The sequence below is a fragment of the Armatimonadota bacterium genome (assembly GCA_039679645.1).
GTDB lineage: Bacteria > Armatimonadota > UBA5829 > UBA5829 > UBA5829 > UBA5829.
Genome location: JBDKUO010000017.1, coordinates 35,455 through 48,796 on the forward strand (window position 1 = coordinate 35,455; position 13,342 = coordinate 48,796).

Annotated in this window: 12 protein-coding genes; 8 read left to right on the forward strand and 4 right to left on the reverse strand. The window is 50.5% G+C overall.

What is annotated here, in order from left to right:
• Window positions 1–6: 6 nt before the first annotated feature.
• Both ABFD83_03885 and ABFD83_03890 read left to right on the forward strand, forming a co-directional pair.
• Window positions 7–1,095, forward strand: coding sequence for a glycosyltransferase family 4 protein (locus ABFD83_03885; protein MEN6356207.1), 1,089 nt, complete (start codon window positions 7–9; stop codon window positions 1,093–1,095).
• Window positions 1,096–1,099: 4 nt separating this feature from the next.
• A complete protein-coding gene (locus ABFD83_03890; protein ID MEN6356208.1) occupies window positions 1,100–2,038 on the forward strand; it encodes a glycosyltransferase family A protein in 939 nt (312 codons plus the stop codon).
• 10 nt (window positions 2,039–2,048) lie between these two features.
• On the opposite strand, the gene waaF is transcribed toward ABFD83_03890, so the two are convergent.
• Window positions 2,049–3,080, reverse strand: coding sequence for a lipopolysaccharide heptosyltransferase II (waaF, locus tag ABFD83_03895; protein MEN6356209.1), 1,032 nt, complete (start codon window positions 3,078–3,080; stop codon window positions 2,049–2,051).
• A gap of 159 nt (window positions 3,081–3,239) precedes the next feature.
• Here waaF and ABFD83_03900 point away from each other — a divergent pair, with 159 nt between their 5' ends.
• From ABFD83_03900 to ABFD83_03925, 6 genes are all read left to right on the forward strand, one after another.
• Complete coding sequence (locus tag ABFD83_03900) at window positions 3,240–3,983, forward strand: outer membrane lipoprotein-sorting protein (GenBank protein MEN6356210.1); 744 nt, start codon at window positions 3,240–3,242, stop codon at window positions 3,981–3,983.
• Between the two features lie 21 nt (window positions 3,984–4,004).
• On the forward strand, window positions 4,005–4,787 hold the full coding sequence (locus ABFD83_03905) for a class I SAM-dependent methyltransferase (GenBank protein MEN6356211.1): 783 nt from the start codon (window positions 4,005–4,007) through the stop codon (window positions 4,785–4,787).
• Window positions 4,784–5,746 (forward strand): hypothetical protein, encoded by a 963-nt coding sequence (locus ABFD83_03910; protein MEN6356212.1) that lies wholly within the window; start codon window positions 4,784–4,786, stop codon window positions 5,744–5,746. Before ABFD83_03905 ends, ABFD83_03910 begins: the two co-directional genes overlap by 4 nt.
• A gap of 98 nt (window positions 5,747–5,844) precedes the next feature.
• Window positions 5,845–6,864 carry a bifunctional ADP-heptose synthase gene (locus ABFD83_03915; protein MEN6356213.1) on the forward strand — a complete coding sequence of 340 codons (1,020 nt, stop codon included), beginning with the start codon at window positions 5,845–5,847 and terminating at the stop codon, window positions 6,862–6,864.
• A complete protein-coding gene (locus tag ABFD83_03920; GenBank protein MEN6356214.1) occupies window positions 6,851–7,603 on the forward strand; it encodes a tetratricopeptide repeat protein in 753 nt (250 codons plus the stop codon). The genes ABFD83_03915 and ABFD83_03920 overlap by 14 nt, the downstream gene beginning before the upstream one ends.
• 204 nt (window positions 7,604–7,807) lie before the next feature.
• Window positions 7,808–8,023: a cold shock domain-containing protein gene (locus tag ABFD83_03925; GenBank protein MEN6356215.1), complete on the forward strand. Its 216-nt coding sequence runs from the start codon at window positions 7,808–7,810 to the stop codon at window positions 8,021–8,023.
• A gap of 199 nt (window positions 8,024–8,222) precedes the next feature.
• On the opposite strand, the gene ABFD83_03930 is transcribed toward ABFD83_03925, so the two are convergent.
• From ABFD83_03930 to ABFD83_03940, 3 genes are read right to left on the reverse strand one after another with little or no spacing between them, the layout of a single operon-like run.
• Window positions 8,223–9,935, reverse strand: coding sequence for an EAL domain-containing protein (locus ABFD83_03930; GenBank protein ID MEN6356216.1), 1,713 nt, complete (start codon window positions 9,933–9,935; stop codon window positions 8,223–8,225).
• Window positions 9,932–12,730 carry a response regulator gene (locus tag ABFD83_03935; protein MEN6356217.1) on the reverse strand — a complete coding sequence of 933 codons (2,799 nt, stop codon included), beginning with the start codon at window positions 12,728–12,730 and terminating at the stop codon, window positions 9,932–9,934. The genes ABFD83_03930 and ABFD83_03935 overlap by 4 nt, the downstream gene beginning before the upstream one ends.
• Before the next feature lie 10 nt (window positions 12,731–12,740).
• Window positions 12,741–13,322 carry a YfiR family protein gene (locus ABFD83_03940; protein ID MEN6356218.1) on the reverse strand — a complete coding sequence of 194 codons (582 nt, stop codon included), beginning with the start codon at window positions 13,320–13,322 and terminating at the stop codon, window positions 12,741–12,743.
• Between the last annotated feature and the right edge of the window lie 20 nt (window positions 13,323–13,342).

The following is a 13,342-nucleotide window of genomic DNA, read 5'->3' on the forward strand; positions in this document are numbered from 1 at the left end:
CATACTATGAGAGTCTTGCATGTCGTTATGAACCTTGACTATGGTGGAGTTGAATCGTATGTCGTCAGGGTCTCAAAGGCTATGGCAAAAATGGGACATCAGGTAACTGTTTTGTCCCAGGGCGGCCCCGTTGAGGATTTGCTGCATGAGTGTGGCATCGACGTCATAAGAGCGTCCTTCACTCCAGAGAATATGCCGGCTTTGTCACGGCAGGTGGCTGAGCGCGGATTCGATGTAATTAACGGGCACAACTACAACAGTGGGCGAGTGGCGCACATCATATCTCAAAATACCGGCATTCCTTATGTTCTTACTGTTCACGGACCAAGGCATTTTTTAAAGCGAGTTTTCTACAAGTCTTGGAGCAGGCGTGTTATTGCTTTGAGTGGAGCTGATATGCGAGGTATAGCCGGAATGCTTGGTATACCTCGGGATCATATTTCACGCAGTTTCATACCAATCGATCCTGCGCAAAGTGGCGATGCGAAATGCGATTTACACAGCGATTTTAGTCTGCCATCTGATACAAAGCTAATCCTGCATGTGAGCAGGTTTACGAATCGAAAGGCGAGGGTCGCCCTTGAGTTGATAAAGGCAATGCCCGATATAATGCAGCGTGTGCCTGAAGCAAGACTTCTCATCATAGGCGGCGGCCCGGCGTACGATCGCATTGTCGAGAGTGCCGCGACATTTAACAAGCAATATGGGCAAATTATAAGTGTGCAGCCATCACGCCTGGATGTATCGAGGCTGTTCAAATTGGCTGATATTGCTGTGGCGACTGCCACTACAGCAATGGAAATTCTGGCGCACGGTACACCCTTGGTGGCAGCGGGGCGGACCGGATTTGTTGGGCTGGTTGAACCGGATAATTTTGACATGGCCTATGATCTGCTCTTTGGTGATCACGGCAAGTGTCCACGACAGACACATTCCGGATTGCTGTCGACATCTGTGCTCTCAGTCTTGCAAAATAAGACCCAGTGGAAGGTGAAAGCGGATATAGTTGCCGATAGAGTGCGCAGGGAGTTTACTCCCGCAAAGGCCGCCGAGAGTTTGCTGGCAATATATCGGGATGTGATAAATGGGAGATAGAGGGATGGCATGCATTGATAATGGTAAGGAGCCGATGGTTTCTGTCGTGATCTCCGCATATAAGCGACCTGCCTATTTAAACCAGGCGCTGCACAGTGTTTATGAGCAAACTTTTACAGACTACGAGGTTATTGTTGTTGACGACGGTTCAGGTGACGAGTATACGCGGCAATATGATCTGGGCAGGAACACAAGACTGATAGTCCACGATGCCGCGCAGCGCGGTTGTGCTGCCACAAAAAACACAGGGATCAAAGCCAGTCGCGGGCGCTATGTGGCATTTCTTGATGACGATGACCTTTGGCTGCCGGGCAAACTCGAATCTCAGGTTCGTGCCATGGAAGAACACCCCGAGGTTGGTCTCGCGTTTTGCCACTATACATTAGTCGATCAGGACCTTCATCCGCTCAATTACCAACGTTCTCCCAAGAAATTACCCGTTGATCTTTTCAAACGACTTTTGGGAGGCAATATCATCAAGTCGCCATCTGCAGTTATGCTCAGGCGTGATGCGATTGCCGATGTCGGCGGGTTCAATGAAACCTTGTGTGGGGCGGAAGACTGGGAAATGTGGATCAGGGTTGCATACAAGTATGGGTTCTGGTCCGACGACATGCCTCTGATCTTATATCGGACGCATCCCAAGCAAATGACCGGCAAGTTTCTCACTTGCAGGCGGGCAGATATGCAAGTCATGGAAACGATCATGAAGTGGTCTCGCAGACGGGCTCTCAAATCATCAGGACTGGTAAAGTCTGCTTTGTGCTATAGAATACAGAGGCTGTCGAAATGGGAGTGCAAGCACCAAGGTTTTTTTGTGGCTTTGTCTCTCCTGTTTCGTGCCATCCGGCTCAGGCCATTTGATGTCAGAAACTATTCTCGCTTGGCAGAATCTGCGCTTATTGCATTTATGCGAATAATTCAGGACAAGAGAAAAGCTTGAGAAAACATGTTCAGAGCAGGAGAGTTTTTATTGAGTCAGTTACTTCTTCGGCGTTTATCGAGTTCATGCACGTGTGCAGTCGCGCGTCCGTGGAGTGTTGTAGGCAGCCCGGACATGGGTCATCGGATTTGCATACGATGTTTCGAACCTTATATGGCCCTGTAATGTTTGGGTCAGCCGGGCCGAAAAGAGCCACTGTGGGAATTTTATAGGCAGCCGCTATGTGCATGGGACCTGTGTCACCGGTTACGAACACTGCGCATTTAGCGATCATTGCCGCCAGTTCCTGAAGTGTTAGTTTGCCTGCAAAGACCGATAATGGGCGTTTTGTGTTTGTCGATATTTCGGTTGCTATATCAACGTCACCTGGTCCACCAAACAGAACGCATTTAAGGCCGGAGGCATAGAGCATATCGGTAAGCTCGATCCATTTCACTGCAGGCCATTGTCTTTGCTGCACGCGTGCGCCGGGGTTGAGTCCGATCACTGGAGAGTCTGTCGATATTCCGGCTTCGTCCCATTTTTTATCTGCGCTCTCTTGTGATTGTGCGCTGATATGCATTTCCATGCCGCCGCAGTCAACTGCCGGGATATTCAATTTGCGGATCATATCGAGATATGATTCAACACGGTGGACACTAGTGAGCTGTTTTACGGGCTGATGATAAAATATGCGGCAACTGTCGGCAGCCATGCCGACTCTTCTTTTTGCACCGCTCATCAGAGCCAGCAGCATTGATTTGGAGCATCCATGGAAGTCGATTGCCATGTCATAGCCGGAGGCGCGCAGTTCGTTTGTCAACTCCAAAAAGTGGCGTGCGGATTTATGATAGCCGAATTTGTCCATTCCAATAATGCGGTCAATGTTCGGGTTATCACTTAAAACTTCCTGAAATTGCATTGTGACCAGCGCGTCTATCTGCGCTTTCGGATAAGCAGCCCGTAAACATCGCAGCGCCGGTGATATGAACAGCAGGTCGCCAATATTCAAGAGATCAATGATAAGTATGCGCATCTTTTCGTATGTGTTTTGCCGGTTCAATTTCTGGTTGCTGTTTCGCCGTTACTTGCCGGATTTCCTTCAGTTTGCGGGGAAATGCGCAGGGCACAAATACGGTGGGCCGTACATCCGCTGGACTTTCGTCTTTTAGAAATGATATTATTCCATCTGTTGGTCAGTCGGAAGTCTATGAGGATTTATATGAAGCGTTTTTTACTTCTTATTATATTAGGCATCATCCTGATGCTGAATACCGCTGCTTATTGCGATGTTTCTCCGGCAGATGCCTTGAAAGCGCGCATTGAAGAGAGCACAAAGAAACTGACGGATATCTCTTTCGTCGTAACGGTTGTGGAAAAGAACAAAGATGCCCTGAGTAAGATGGATTCCAACTACACTACGGTCTATGAGTTTAAGAATGCGTCCATATCAATGCGTTTGCCCGACAAGATGCGCATTGAAGGCAAGCTGGGTATGGTCAAGTTCGAATACATCATCAACGGTTTTGTCAAGGTGTTTCGGGCATCTGCGGTCAGGATCAATAAAAGAAGCGACTATTCGCACAATCCCGCCAAGCTGCAGGATGCTCTGGATATGGGATTGGTGACCTCGTCAATATGGCGCGGGCGCACTGTCAGCGTGGTGGATGATCCTCCGGCGGCAAATAGCGGGCAGATCAAGCTGAAGTTGCAGTGGCCCAATTCCGAACCTTACTCGTTCATATGGCTGGATGCCAAGAATCTTTTCATTACGCGCCTAGAGAAGTATGATGGTGATGGCAAGCTTGTGATGTCCATCAATTATACGAATCATCAGAATATCGGCGGTATCATATGGATGCCCACACGTATGGAAATGCGTAATCCCAGTGGTGAGTTGGTGGGCGCAATTGAAATGAGCAACATCAAATATAATACCGGCCTGCCGGACTCGTTGTTTGAATGAGTGGAAAGTGGAAAGCTGAGAGTGGAAAGTCAGAAGCCCATAATTTGTAACCTTTGCGGCAGTGTTGTCACGAGCATCCTGGTGAGCAAAGGCGGCTATGATGTATATCAATGCGCGAAGTGCGGCCTTGCGTTCACGTGGCCGCAGCCGGAGGCAATTGCCGATCAATACGATGCTTCATATTTCGATCTATATCGCCGCCGCAGGGCTTTCAGGCTCAAGCGCGGTGACAACCGCTTGTGCCGGATTGAGCTTATGAAAGAACCGGGCAGGCTTCTTGATATCGGCTGCTCTCTGGGTTATTTTGTCGAGGCAGCGAATTCCAGGGGTTGGCGCGCGTCAGGCGTTGAAATTTCACCATACGCTTCCGAAGAGGCTAGAAAGATGGGTCTTGAGGTTAAAACCGGCGTGCTTGAGGATGCCGATTACACGGACGGCTCATTCGACTGCGTGACCATGTGGGATGTATTGGAACATGTTCCCGACCCCACTGATCACATGATCGAGGTGAATAGAATTCTTGCGCCTGGTGGCATGGTCGTAATCGGCACGCCGAATCTTGGCCACAGCCGGTTCAGAGCACAGCGTGAAAACTGGCGGCACCTGAAGCCCGCCGAGCATATTTTTTATTTTACGAAATCCAGCATTTCGCGGCTTTTGGATAAGACTGGCTTCGACCTTGTGTATCCGCCGGTGATGGGCGGGAGGAAGTTCCCCGGCAGCACAGGCGCAGCCATAATCAGCGGTATGGCGAGACTGGTCCAGCTCAACGATGTGCTGACAGTGTATGGAGTTAAAAGATGAGCTCGAAATATCCAGCCGTGGACCCAGGCAGCCTGCGGACAATGTCGATTTGCGATCGCAAGAGCAAGGTCAATGTGGACGACTTTGCAGTGCCGCATAGTCCCGGCGCTGGGCTTGCGCAGTTTTTTGAAAGCCTTCCGGACATATTTGCCGGTCGTTTGATTAGGACGGTGATAGACCGTATTGTGGCCGCACACCGCAAAGGCAAACCGGTTGTTATTACAATGGGCGCTCACGTCATCAAGTGCGGCCTGAGCCCTATGTTGTGCGATCTTATGCGCAGAGGAGTTATCACCGCAATAGGTATGAACGGCGCGGGAGCTATTCACGATTCTGAGATTGCCCGCTTCGGGGTTACATCCGAGGACGTGGTAGACGGCATGCACACCGGCATGTTCGGTATGGCTGTCGAGACTGCCGATTTCATTAACGGCTCCGCCAAAAATGCAAATAACGAGGGACTGGGATTCGGCGAAGCTCTCGGAAAGGGACTTGTTGAGATGGACGTGCCCAATAAGTCAGTCAGCCTGCTAGCCACGGCTTACGAGTGCAGCGTCCCCATCACTATCCACGCATGCATCGGCTGCGACATAGTACACATGCATCCGAGTGCGGATGGCGGCGCGATAGGCGCTGCGTCACTGCGCGATTTCAGGATTCTTACCGAGGCCATGAGAAACCTTGGAGGCGGCGGTGTGCTTGCTAACCTGGGTTCCGCGGTGGTTTTGCCGGAGGTTGCCCTCAAGGCAATCACTATGCTGATTAACATGGGATGCGATATGAGCGGGATGACCGGCGTGAACCTGGATTTTGTTCAGCATTATCGGTCTAATCAGCAGATAGTCGCCCGTGTGCGTGAGATAGGCGGCGAGGGAATATCTCTAACCGGTCACCACGAGATTATGATCCCCCTGATTGCAGCGGGAGTTGTCGAAAAACTAAGCGAAGTGGCGGGATAGATTGATGGTTTTCCATCACGTCACCTTAAAATACGGTTATCAATGATAGGTGACGATCTCCGAATCGTCACCTTATAATGCAGTTATCGGAGGCAATAATGGACTTGAACGCGTGCCGCGCGGCGCTTAAAGAATTTGCTGGCAAGCGTGTGCTTGTAATAGGCGATATGATGCTCGATGAGCATATCTGGGGAAATGTCAATCGTATCTCCCCCGAAGCCCCGGTCATGGTCGTCAATGCTGAGGACGCAAGCTGCATGCCCGGCGGCGCGGCAAACGCTGCAAATAATATACGCGCTCTGGGCGCTCAAGCCTGTGTGCTGGGAGTCGTGGGTGATGACGAAGCGGGTGAAAAACTCAAATCGGCACTCTCAGCTTCCGGTATAGACACAACAGGTCTGTTTGTAGACAAGAACCGCCCGACCACCCGCAAGACTCGTGTCTGGGCATCGCATCGGCATCAGGCGGTCCGCGCGCAGGTAGTGCGTGTGGATTGGGAGGACAAGCGCAAAATTTCCGCGAGCCTTGTCAAACGGATTGTCGAATTTTTGGAGAGCGTCGCGTCCGATATTGACGCGATCCTGCTTTCCGATTATGACAAGGGCGTCGTGATTACAGATACTATACGCGCAGCCGTACGTATCGCCGGCGAGCACGGAAAAATCTCGGTCTCAAATGCCAAACCGCGCAATCTAACTCATTTTGCAGGTATCGATCTCATTACTATGAACCGGCCTGAGGCAGGCGCCGCGTCTGGTATAGAAGTAGAGGATCTGGCCGATGTAGATAAGGCAGGCCGAAAGATACTGCGTTCCACCGGGTGTCGGGAACTGGTTATAACCCTGGGCGCACAGGGTCTTGCCGCATTCTCGGAGTCGGGCGAGATGAGCCATGTCTCCGCCATAAAGAGCGAGGTTTACGATGAGGCCGGGGCAGGGGATGCGGCAGTGAGCGCTCTCACCCTTGCGCTTACTTCCGGCTTGGACCTGGCAGGGTCCGGTGCGATTGCCAACTGCGCAGGAGGCGCGGTCGTGCGGAAAGTCGGTGTCGCGACAACCACGGTCGATGAAATAGACTCTCTGCTTTGCGCGTCCTGGAGCCAGCTTGCTTCGCACTAAGACAATACTCCTTTGCCTTGTTATATTCCTGATCGGAGGCTGCGCTGATCGTGGTATATCGCGTCTGTCCAAAGCAGCCGGTCTGCTTAATGATAATAAACCCCATGCAGCGGCAGATGAACTTTTTGCCGCTGTAAAAGCCGAACCTTCTCGATTCGAAATCTACACCTCCTCGGTCGATTTACTCTGTGAAAAAGAGCGCTACAAAGATGCCGCGCGTATCGGCGATGTGCTGCTGGTCCGAATAAAAACAGGCAGGCTGGAGCGCAAGCTCACGCGTGAGGAATTGGCCTCGGTATATGTAAAACTGGGAATGGTGTATCAGAAGGTGCCGGACCTGCCGAAAGCCGAGAGCTTATATAAGTCCGCCTTAGCATTGGCTCCTAACAGTCCTCAACTGCTGAATGATCTTGGCTACTTCTACGCAGACAGCGGAATCAAGCTGAAAGAGGCTCTAAGACTTACAAGACGGGCTGCTATGCTCGCTCCGAATGATGGAAATATAATTGACAGTCTTGGCTGGAGTCAATACAAAATGGGGCAGTATGCCACAGCAATTCATACATTAAAACGTGCTGTCAAGCTGGAACCGGATTTCGCGGAACTGCGATACCACCTCGGGGCGGCATATTACAGTGCCGGCAAGCAGAATGAGGCTCAGATAGAGTTAAACAAGGCTTTGATTATTGATTCCGGTTTGACAGATGCAGCCAAGTTAATAATAAAGATTCAAATCTAACTCTTGATGGCTGCCTGGTTTTTGTATTCAGGGCCATGCAACGTGCACAAAGTTTGAACGATATTGCCTTATATCGGGTTGATGAGCCAATTATGCTATATTTATTCTCTAAATAGTTGACTGGGTAAGTTTCGTGTGATATAATTCCTCCACGATGCAGAAAGCTTGCTTCGTGTGGTGAAGTGTTTTTTGCAGGAGGAAAGTATGGCAATAGGAAAGGTGAAGTGGTTTAGTGACGCAAAGGGCTATGGTTTCATTCAGACTGAAGATGATCCCATGGCAGGCAAAGATATCTTTGTACATTATTCGGAGATAGTGAAAGACGGCTACAAAAGCCTCGCACCGGGTCAGGATGTGGAGTTTGAGCTGATGGACACTCCAAAGGGTCTTCAAGCGAAGAACGTGGCGCCTGTATCTTAGTCGAAGTGTGGTTAAGCAAGTTGCAATAAGCGGAAATGGATTATTCCTCGGTCTGACAGAGACCAAGGTTTGGAAACTCAAGTATTGGATTCCTTTTTCCTCGCAATCGCGGATGCGCAGGCCTTACGTCAAATTTGCGTCTCCGCGATACTTTCCACTATTGTAGTCCCAAGCAAGGCATATGCTGCCGTCTTGGAGCTTATGCAGCCCTTTTGACGCCTGTGTCCATCACGATCTGGGTCAGTTCGTCGGCCGGGACCGGAGGGGTAATAAAGTAGCCCTGCATCTCATCACATTTGAGAGTCCGCAGAAATTCCAACTGCTCCAAGGTCTCTACGCCTTCGGCAATGACCGTCAGCTTCAGGCTGTGCGCCATAGCTACCACAGCGCCTGCGATTGCGGCGTCGTCGGGGTTGGAGTTGATATCGCGAATGAACGAACGATCGATCTTAACCGCATTTATTGGGAACCGCTTCAGGTAGCTCAGCGATGAATAGCCCGTTCCGAAATCATCGACTGAGATTCGGACGCCCATTGATTTGAGCTTGAGCAGGATTGCGATGGCTGTGTCCGGGTCCTGCATCAGCGTGCTCTCCGTCAGCTCCAATTCGAGATATTGCGGGTCGAAGCCGGTTTCGTCAAGCGCATTTGTAATCATTGTTACCAGGGAGTCCTGCTGGAACTGACGCGCAGATATGTTTACAGAGACCGTCATCGGTTCAATTCCCATCGACAGCCATTCCTTGGCCTGTGCACAAGTTTTGCGAACCACTGATTCGCTGATTGGCGCAATGAGGCCTGTCTCCTCGGCAAGTGGAATGAACTGCGCGGGTTGGATTAGACCATATTCGGGATGCTGCCAGCGGACAAGCGCTTCAACGCCCATGACGCATCCCGTTTCGATTTCCACTCTCGGCTGGTAATAGACCAGAAATTCATCGTTATCAAGAGCTTTGCGCAGATTGCTTTCGAGTTTCATCCACTCCACGGCGGCTGCGTTCATGGATTCGGTATAGAGGTGATAGTTGTTCCTGCCCTGTTCTTTTGCTCGATACATTGCGGTATCAGCGTTCCTGACAAGCGTTTCCGCGTCAGAGCCGTCGGATGGAAAAAAGCTTATTCCGATGCTTGCCGTAACGAATAGTTCTCGTCCTTCAATGGCGAACGGGCTTGCGAGCGCTGCCAGCACTTTATTTGCTATCTTTGTCGCATTGTCCGGCGAGGCGATATCGGATAATATGATTGTGAACTCGTCACCGCCCATTCGCGCGAGAGTATCTGTTTCTCTCAGGCAGGCCGTAAGACGCATTGCCACTTCCTGAAGGAGCATATCGCCGAAATTATGCCCGAGGGTGTCGTTAATGATTTTGAACCTGTCCAGGTCCATATACATAACAGCCGTCGATTGTTTTTTGCGGCGTGATTGTGCAAGTCGTTGTGTGAGTCTGTCGCCAAAGAGAAGGCGATTTGGCAGGCCGGTGAGTGGATCGTGTGTGGCCTGCTGCCTAAGGGTTTCGCGTGTCGATATTAGTTCAGCCTGCAAATCGAGTATTCTTTTGCCTGCTCTCAGCCTGGCATTTAGCTCATTGGTATCAAATGGCTTGGTAATATAGTCATCTGCGCCGGCCTCGATACCGCGAATAATGTCCTCTTTCTGACTTTTGGCTGTGAGCAGAAGGAGATAGATGTATGAGCCACCTTTGCGCTCACGCACTCTGCGGCAGAGATGAACGCCGTCAATACCGGGCATCATCCAGTCTATAATCGCCAACCGGGGAGTGTCGTCACTGCTGAGCACCTTCCATGCTTGTTCTCCATCGCAAGACACGATGACTTCATATCCCCATTTTATCAGCAGCGCTTGAAGCAGCCTGCGCGAAACGGGATCATCTTCAGCGATGAGTATTCTCATGCTGCTTCCTCCATATCAAGCCCGTCAAGTGTTTTTTTCAATTGCTCTATTTTCTCTTCCAGCGTGACATAAGCATCAAGCGCTCCGCCCAAATTTCCGCTGTGCCCGATTTGTTCAAGTCGAAACGCGGCATCCAATGCCGGTTTTGCGGCGAAATTGCCTACTGAGCCTTTCAGTGTATGAGCGCTCCTTTCAAGTGCAGCCCCATCTCCAGAGGCAATAGCGTTTTGTATTTCTGTCATCAGGTACTGAGCATCACTCGCAAATAACCCTATAATCTCCTTAAGCAGCGACATATCACCGTCCACCCGCGCGAGCAGTTCGGCCATATTCAGAGTCGGTGTGCCGGATAAAGCTTCTGATGTCTTGGGCATGACTCGATATTTGCCGATATCCTCCAGCACATTAAAAAGTTCGCTCGATTGAATAGGTTTTGCCACATAAGCGTCCATGCCCGATTCAAGGCATCTCTCTTTGTCGCCTTTCATCGCGTGCGCTGTCATTGCGACTATCGGAATATGCGCACCGGTCGCTTTCTCTTTCTCACGAATAGCCGTGGTCGCTTCTATACCGTCCATCTGCGGCATTTGAACGTCCATAAGCACCAGATCAAAATTTTCCGTCTCCAGTTCGTCCAGCGCTTCGCGTCCATTATTTGCCACAGTGACGATGTGTCCCTTCTTTTCGAGTATACTCACTGCCAGCTTCTGGTTAACCGCATTATCCTCCGCGAGAAGAATACGAAGCTGTTTGCATGGTTTATTATTTTCCTCCAAGCTTGTGTCTTGGGTTTCTTCATTTTCCGTAGCTGCTCTGTTTTTAGCAGTGTTAGATTTGCTGAGCACGCTCATAATGCCGTCGAAAAGCTCTGATTGCCTGATCGGCTTGGTCATATGAGCGGCAACTCCCAGGCTCTTGCAACGCGCCACGTCGCCGTATTGTCCGCTTGATGTTAGCATCATAATGGTTGCCTTGGCTGTCTTCGGGTCGTGTTTTATGCCCTCGGCCACGGCAAACCCGTCCATTTCGGGCATCTGTGCGTCAAGCAGGATCAGGTCGTATGGCTCTCCCGCATCATTGGCGTGTGTCACTTCAGCAAGGGCAGCCTGCCCACAGTCAGTAGAGACCGGTACCATTTGCCAGCTTGCCAGCGCTTCTTCGAGTATGCGTCTGTTGGTGGCGTTGTCATCGACTATCAGCACGCGCACATTTTTCAGGTCCACCGGCATTGAACAGGAATGCTTGCTTGCGTCAATGCTGCTGCGGCCCATGCGGACAGTGAAATGGAAAGTGCTGCCTTTATCGACTTCACTTTCGACCCAGATATCTCCGTTCATCATTCGAACAAGCTGAGATGAGATCGCGAGGCCCAGACCTGTTCCTCCATATTTGCGGGTTGTGGAAGTATCGGCTTGCGAAAACGCTTCAAATATCAGCCGCCGTTTTGCTTCCGGAATACCGATACCTGTATCTCTGACCTCGATATGCAGCCTGGCTCCTTTTTTTGTCACCGATTCGGCCTTAACATGGACTACTACTTCACCGTGATGAGTAAACTTGATTGCATTACCAACCAGGTTGACCACGATCTGGCGCAGGCGCAGCGGATCGCCGACAAGCGCATCGGGTACGTCCGGTTCGATATGGCAGGCCAGTTCAAGGCCCTTGGCGTGCGCGCGAAGCGCAAGTGTTTTGACTGTGTCTTCCAGGCTTTCTCTGACGCTGAAGTCCGTCGAATCGAGGTCGAGCTTTCGAGCTTCGATTTTAGAAAAGTCGAGTATATCGTTTATGACCGAAAGCAGTGAGTCCGCCGAGGATTTGACGGCATCAAGATATTCCATCTGTTCCGGCGTCAACTTCGTGTCCAATACAAGCTCGGTCATGCCGATTATGCCGTTCATCGGTGTGCGGATCTCGTGACTCATATTTGCCAGGAACTCGCTTTTAGCCTGGCTGGCTGCTTCTGCTGCTTCCTTGGCTTTAATCAGTTCGACCTCAGCATTTTTGCGAACTGCTATTTCAAGCTGCAATTGCTCGGTACGCTGCTCGACGCGGCGTTCCAGCTCATCGTGAGCTTCCTGGAGAGCAGCGCCTCTCTCCTGGATTTGGCTGAGCATTTCATTGAAACTGTCTATAAGCAGTCCCATCTCGTCCTGTCCGTGGTTGGTGGCTCGGACCGAGTAGTTCTTTTGCGTGGCAACGCTTCTGGCCGTATCGACAAGATGCAGTATGGGTCTGGATATAAGCCGCTGCATCTTTGCCGACAGCAGCAGAGCGACGAGTGACGACATCAGCAGGACGATAGCCGCAATTCCTGTATATCGTTTCAGTCGAGAATGCATCTCTTCCATGTCCGAGCGCAGATAGACAATGCCGATGTTCTTTCCATCCAGAGTAATTCGTCTGTACAGCGTCAAGTATCCATCGTTAAAAGTGTAAGTATTTCTTTTGCGGGCATGGGGAGGCGGAAAGGTCCGACCAGCGCCCGGACGAGCGTAATGCGCAAATAACCGTCCGTCCGGCGTATAAATGCATGCCTCTACTATGCCTGATTCCACCCGCAGCGCCGCTAATGTTTCCTCTGCGGAGTTTTTGTCTGAGAATATCAACGCGGCTGTGGAATTGTCCCCGACTATTTGGGCAAGGCTGGAGAGATTATTTACCATCGCGCGCTTGAAAGTGATTGGCTCATACGCAAGAAATGAGCCGATGGCCAGAAGCAGCGCAATAGAGCTGGTAAGCATTATCGCCAGTGTCAGTTTATGTTTGATTGAAATATCTCGAAAAGTGCGCATTCTAGTGTAGTTAACCTTTCACGATCTTAGCAAGCTTAAGCAGCTTGGAACTAATCTTCAGTCCGGATTTTCTTGCGTTGTCGGCGTTGATCTCGAGCTTGATTTTCTTATCCTCGGTAAAGAAATTAATCATTCCTCCGCTGCGCGTGAAGCCGTCCGTATCTCCGACGGTAAGAACGTGCCAATCCCTGACTATATCGTTAATCTTGTCGAAATGATTATCTTCGGATGAGCTGACGAATAGTATATGGCAAGGTTTGAGATCGCGGACGGATTTGAAATATCTGATATCGATCTTGTGGCCGTTAATTGTTTTGCCCATGACGGTTTTTTCAAGCGTGTTGCCGAATGGGTTGTCGCCGCAGACGCCTATGACAAACGCGCCCGAGTTGTCGGCGGGCGTTTTGGATGGCCACTCAACAAAGCTCGCGAAATTGTATAAGAAAGCGGCTTTTATCTCATATTCATTTGGTGATGAGCCTGTTCCTCGCGCATATGCCGTGCTGCCTACTATTGTTACGTATACCAGCATCACAGCGAATGCTTGAGTGAGTTTTAGTCGGTTTTCATATCTTCGTGTTGTTGACTGCACCGTCTACTGCTCCAAATAAC

Excerpts from the sequence above, each read along its gene's own strand:
- ABFD83_03900 (MEN6356210.1), top strand. The coding sequence starts at position 3,240 with ATGAAGCGTTTTTTACTTCTTATTATATTAGGCATCATCCTGATGCTG.
- ABFD83_03925 (MEN6356215.1), top strand. The coding sequence starts at position 7,808 with ATGGCAATAGGAAAGGTGAAGTGGTTTAGTGACGCAAAGGGCTATGGT.
- ABFD83_03915 (MEN6356213.1), top strand. The coding sequence starts at position 5,845 with ATGGACTTGAACGCGTGCCGCGCGGCGCTTAAAGAATTTGCTGGCAAG.
- ABFD83_03890 (MEN6356208.1), top strand. The coding sequence starts at position 1,100 with ATGGCATGCATTGATAATGGTAAGGAGCCGATGGTTTCTGTCGTGATC.
- ABFD83_03935 (MEN6356217.1), bottom strand. The coding sequence starts at position 12,730 with ATGCGCACTTTTCGAGATATTTCAATCAAACATAAACTGACACTGGCG.
- ABFD83_03910 (MEN6356212.1), top strand. The coding sequence starts at position 4,784 with ATGAGCTCGAAATATCCAGCCGTGGACCCAGGCAGCCTGCGGACAATG.
- ABFD83_03885 (MEN6356207.1), top strand. The coding sequence starts at position 7 with ATGAGAGTCTTGCATGTCGTTATGAACCTTGACTATGGTGGAGTTGAA.
- ABFD83_03930 (MEN6356216.1), bottom strand. The coding sequence starts at position 9,935 with ATGAGAATACTCATCGCTGAAGATGATCCCGTTTCGCGCAGGCTGCTT.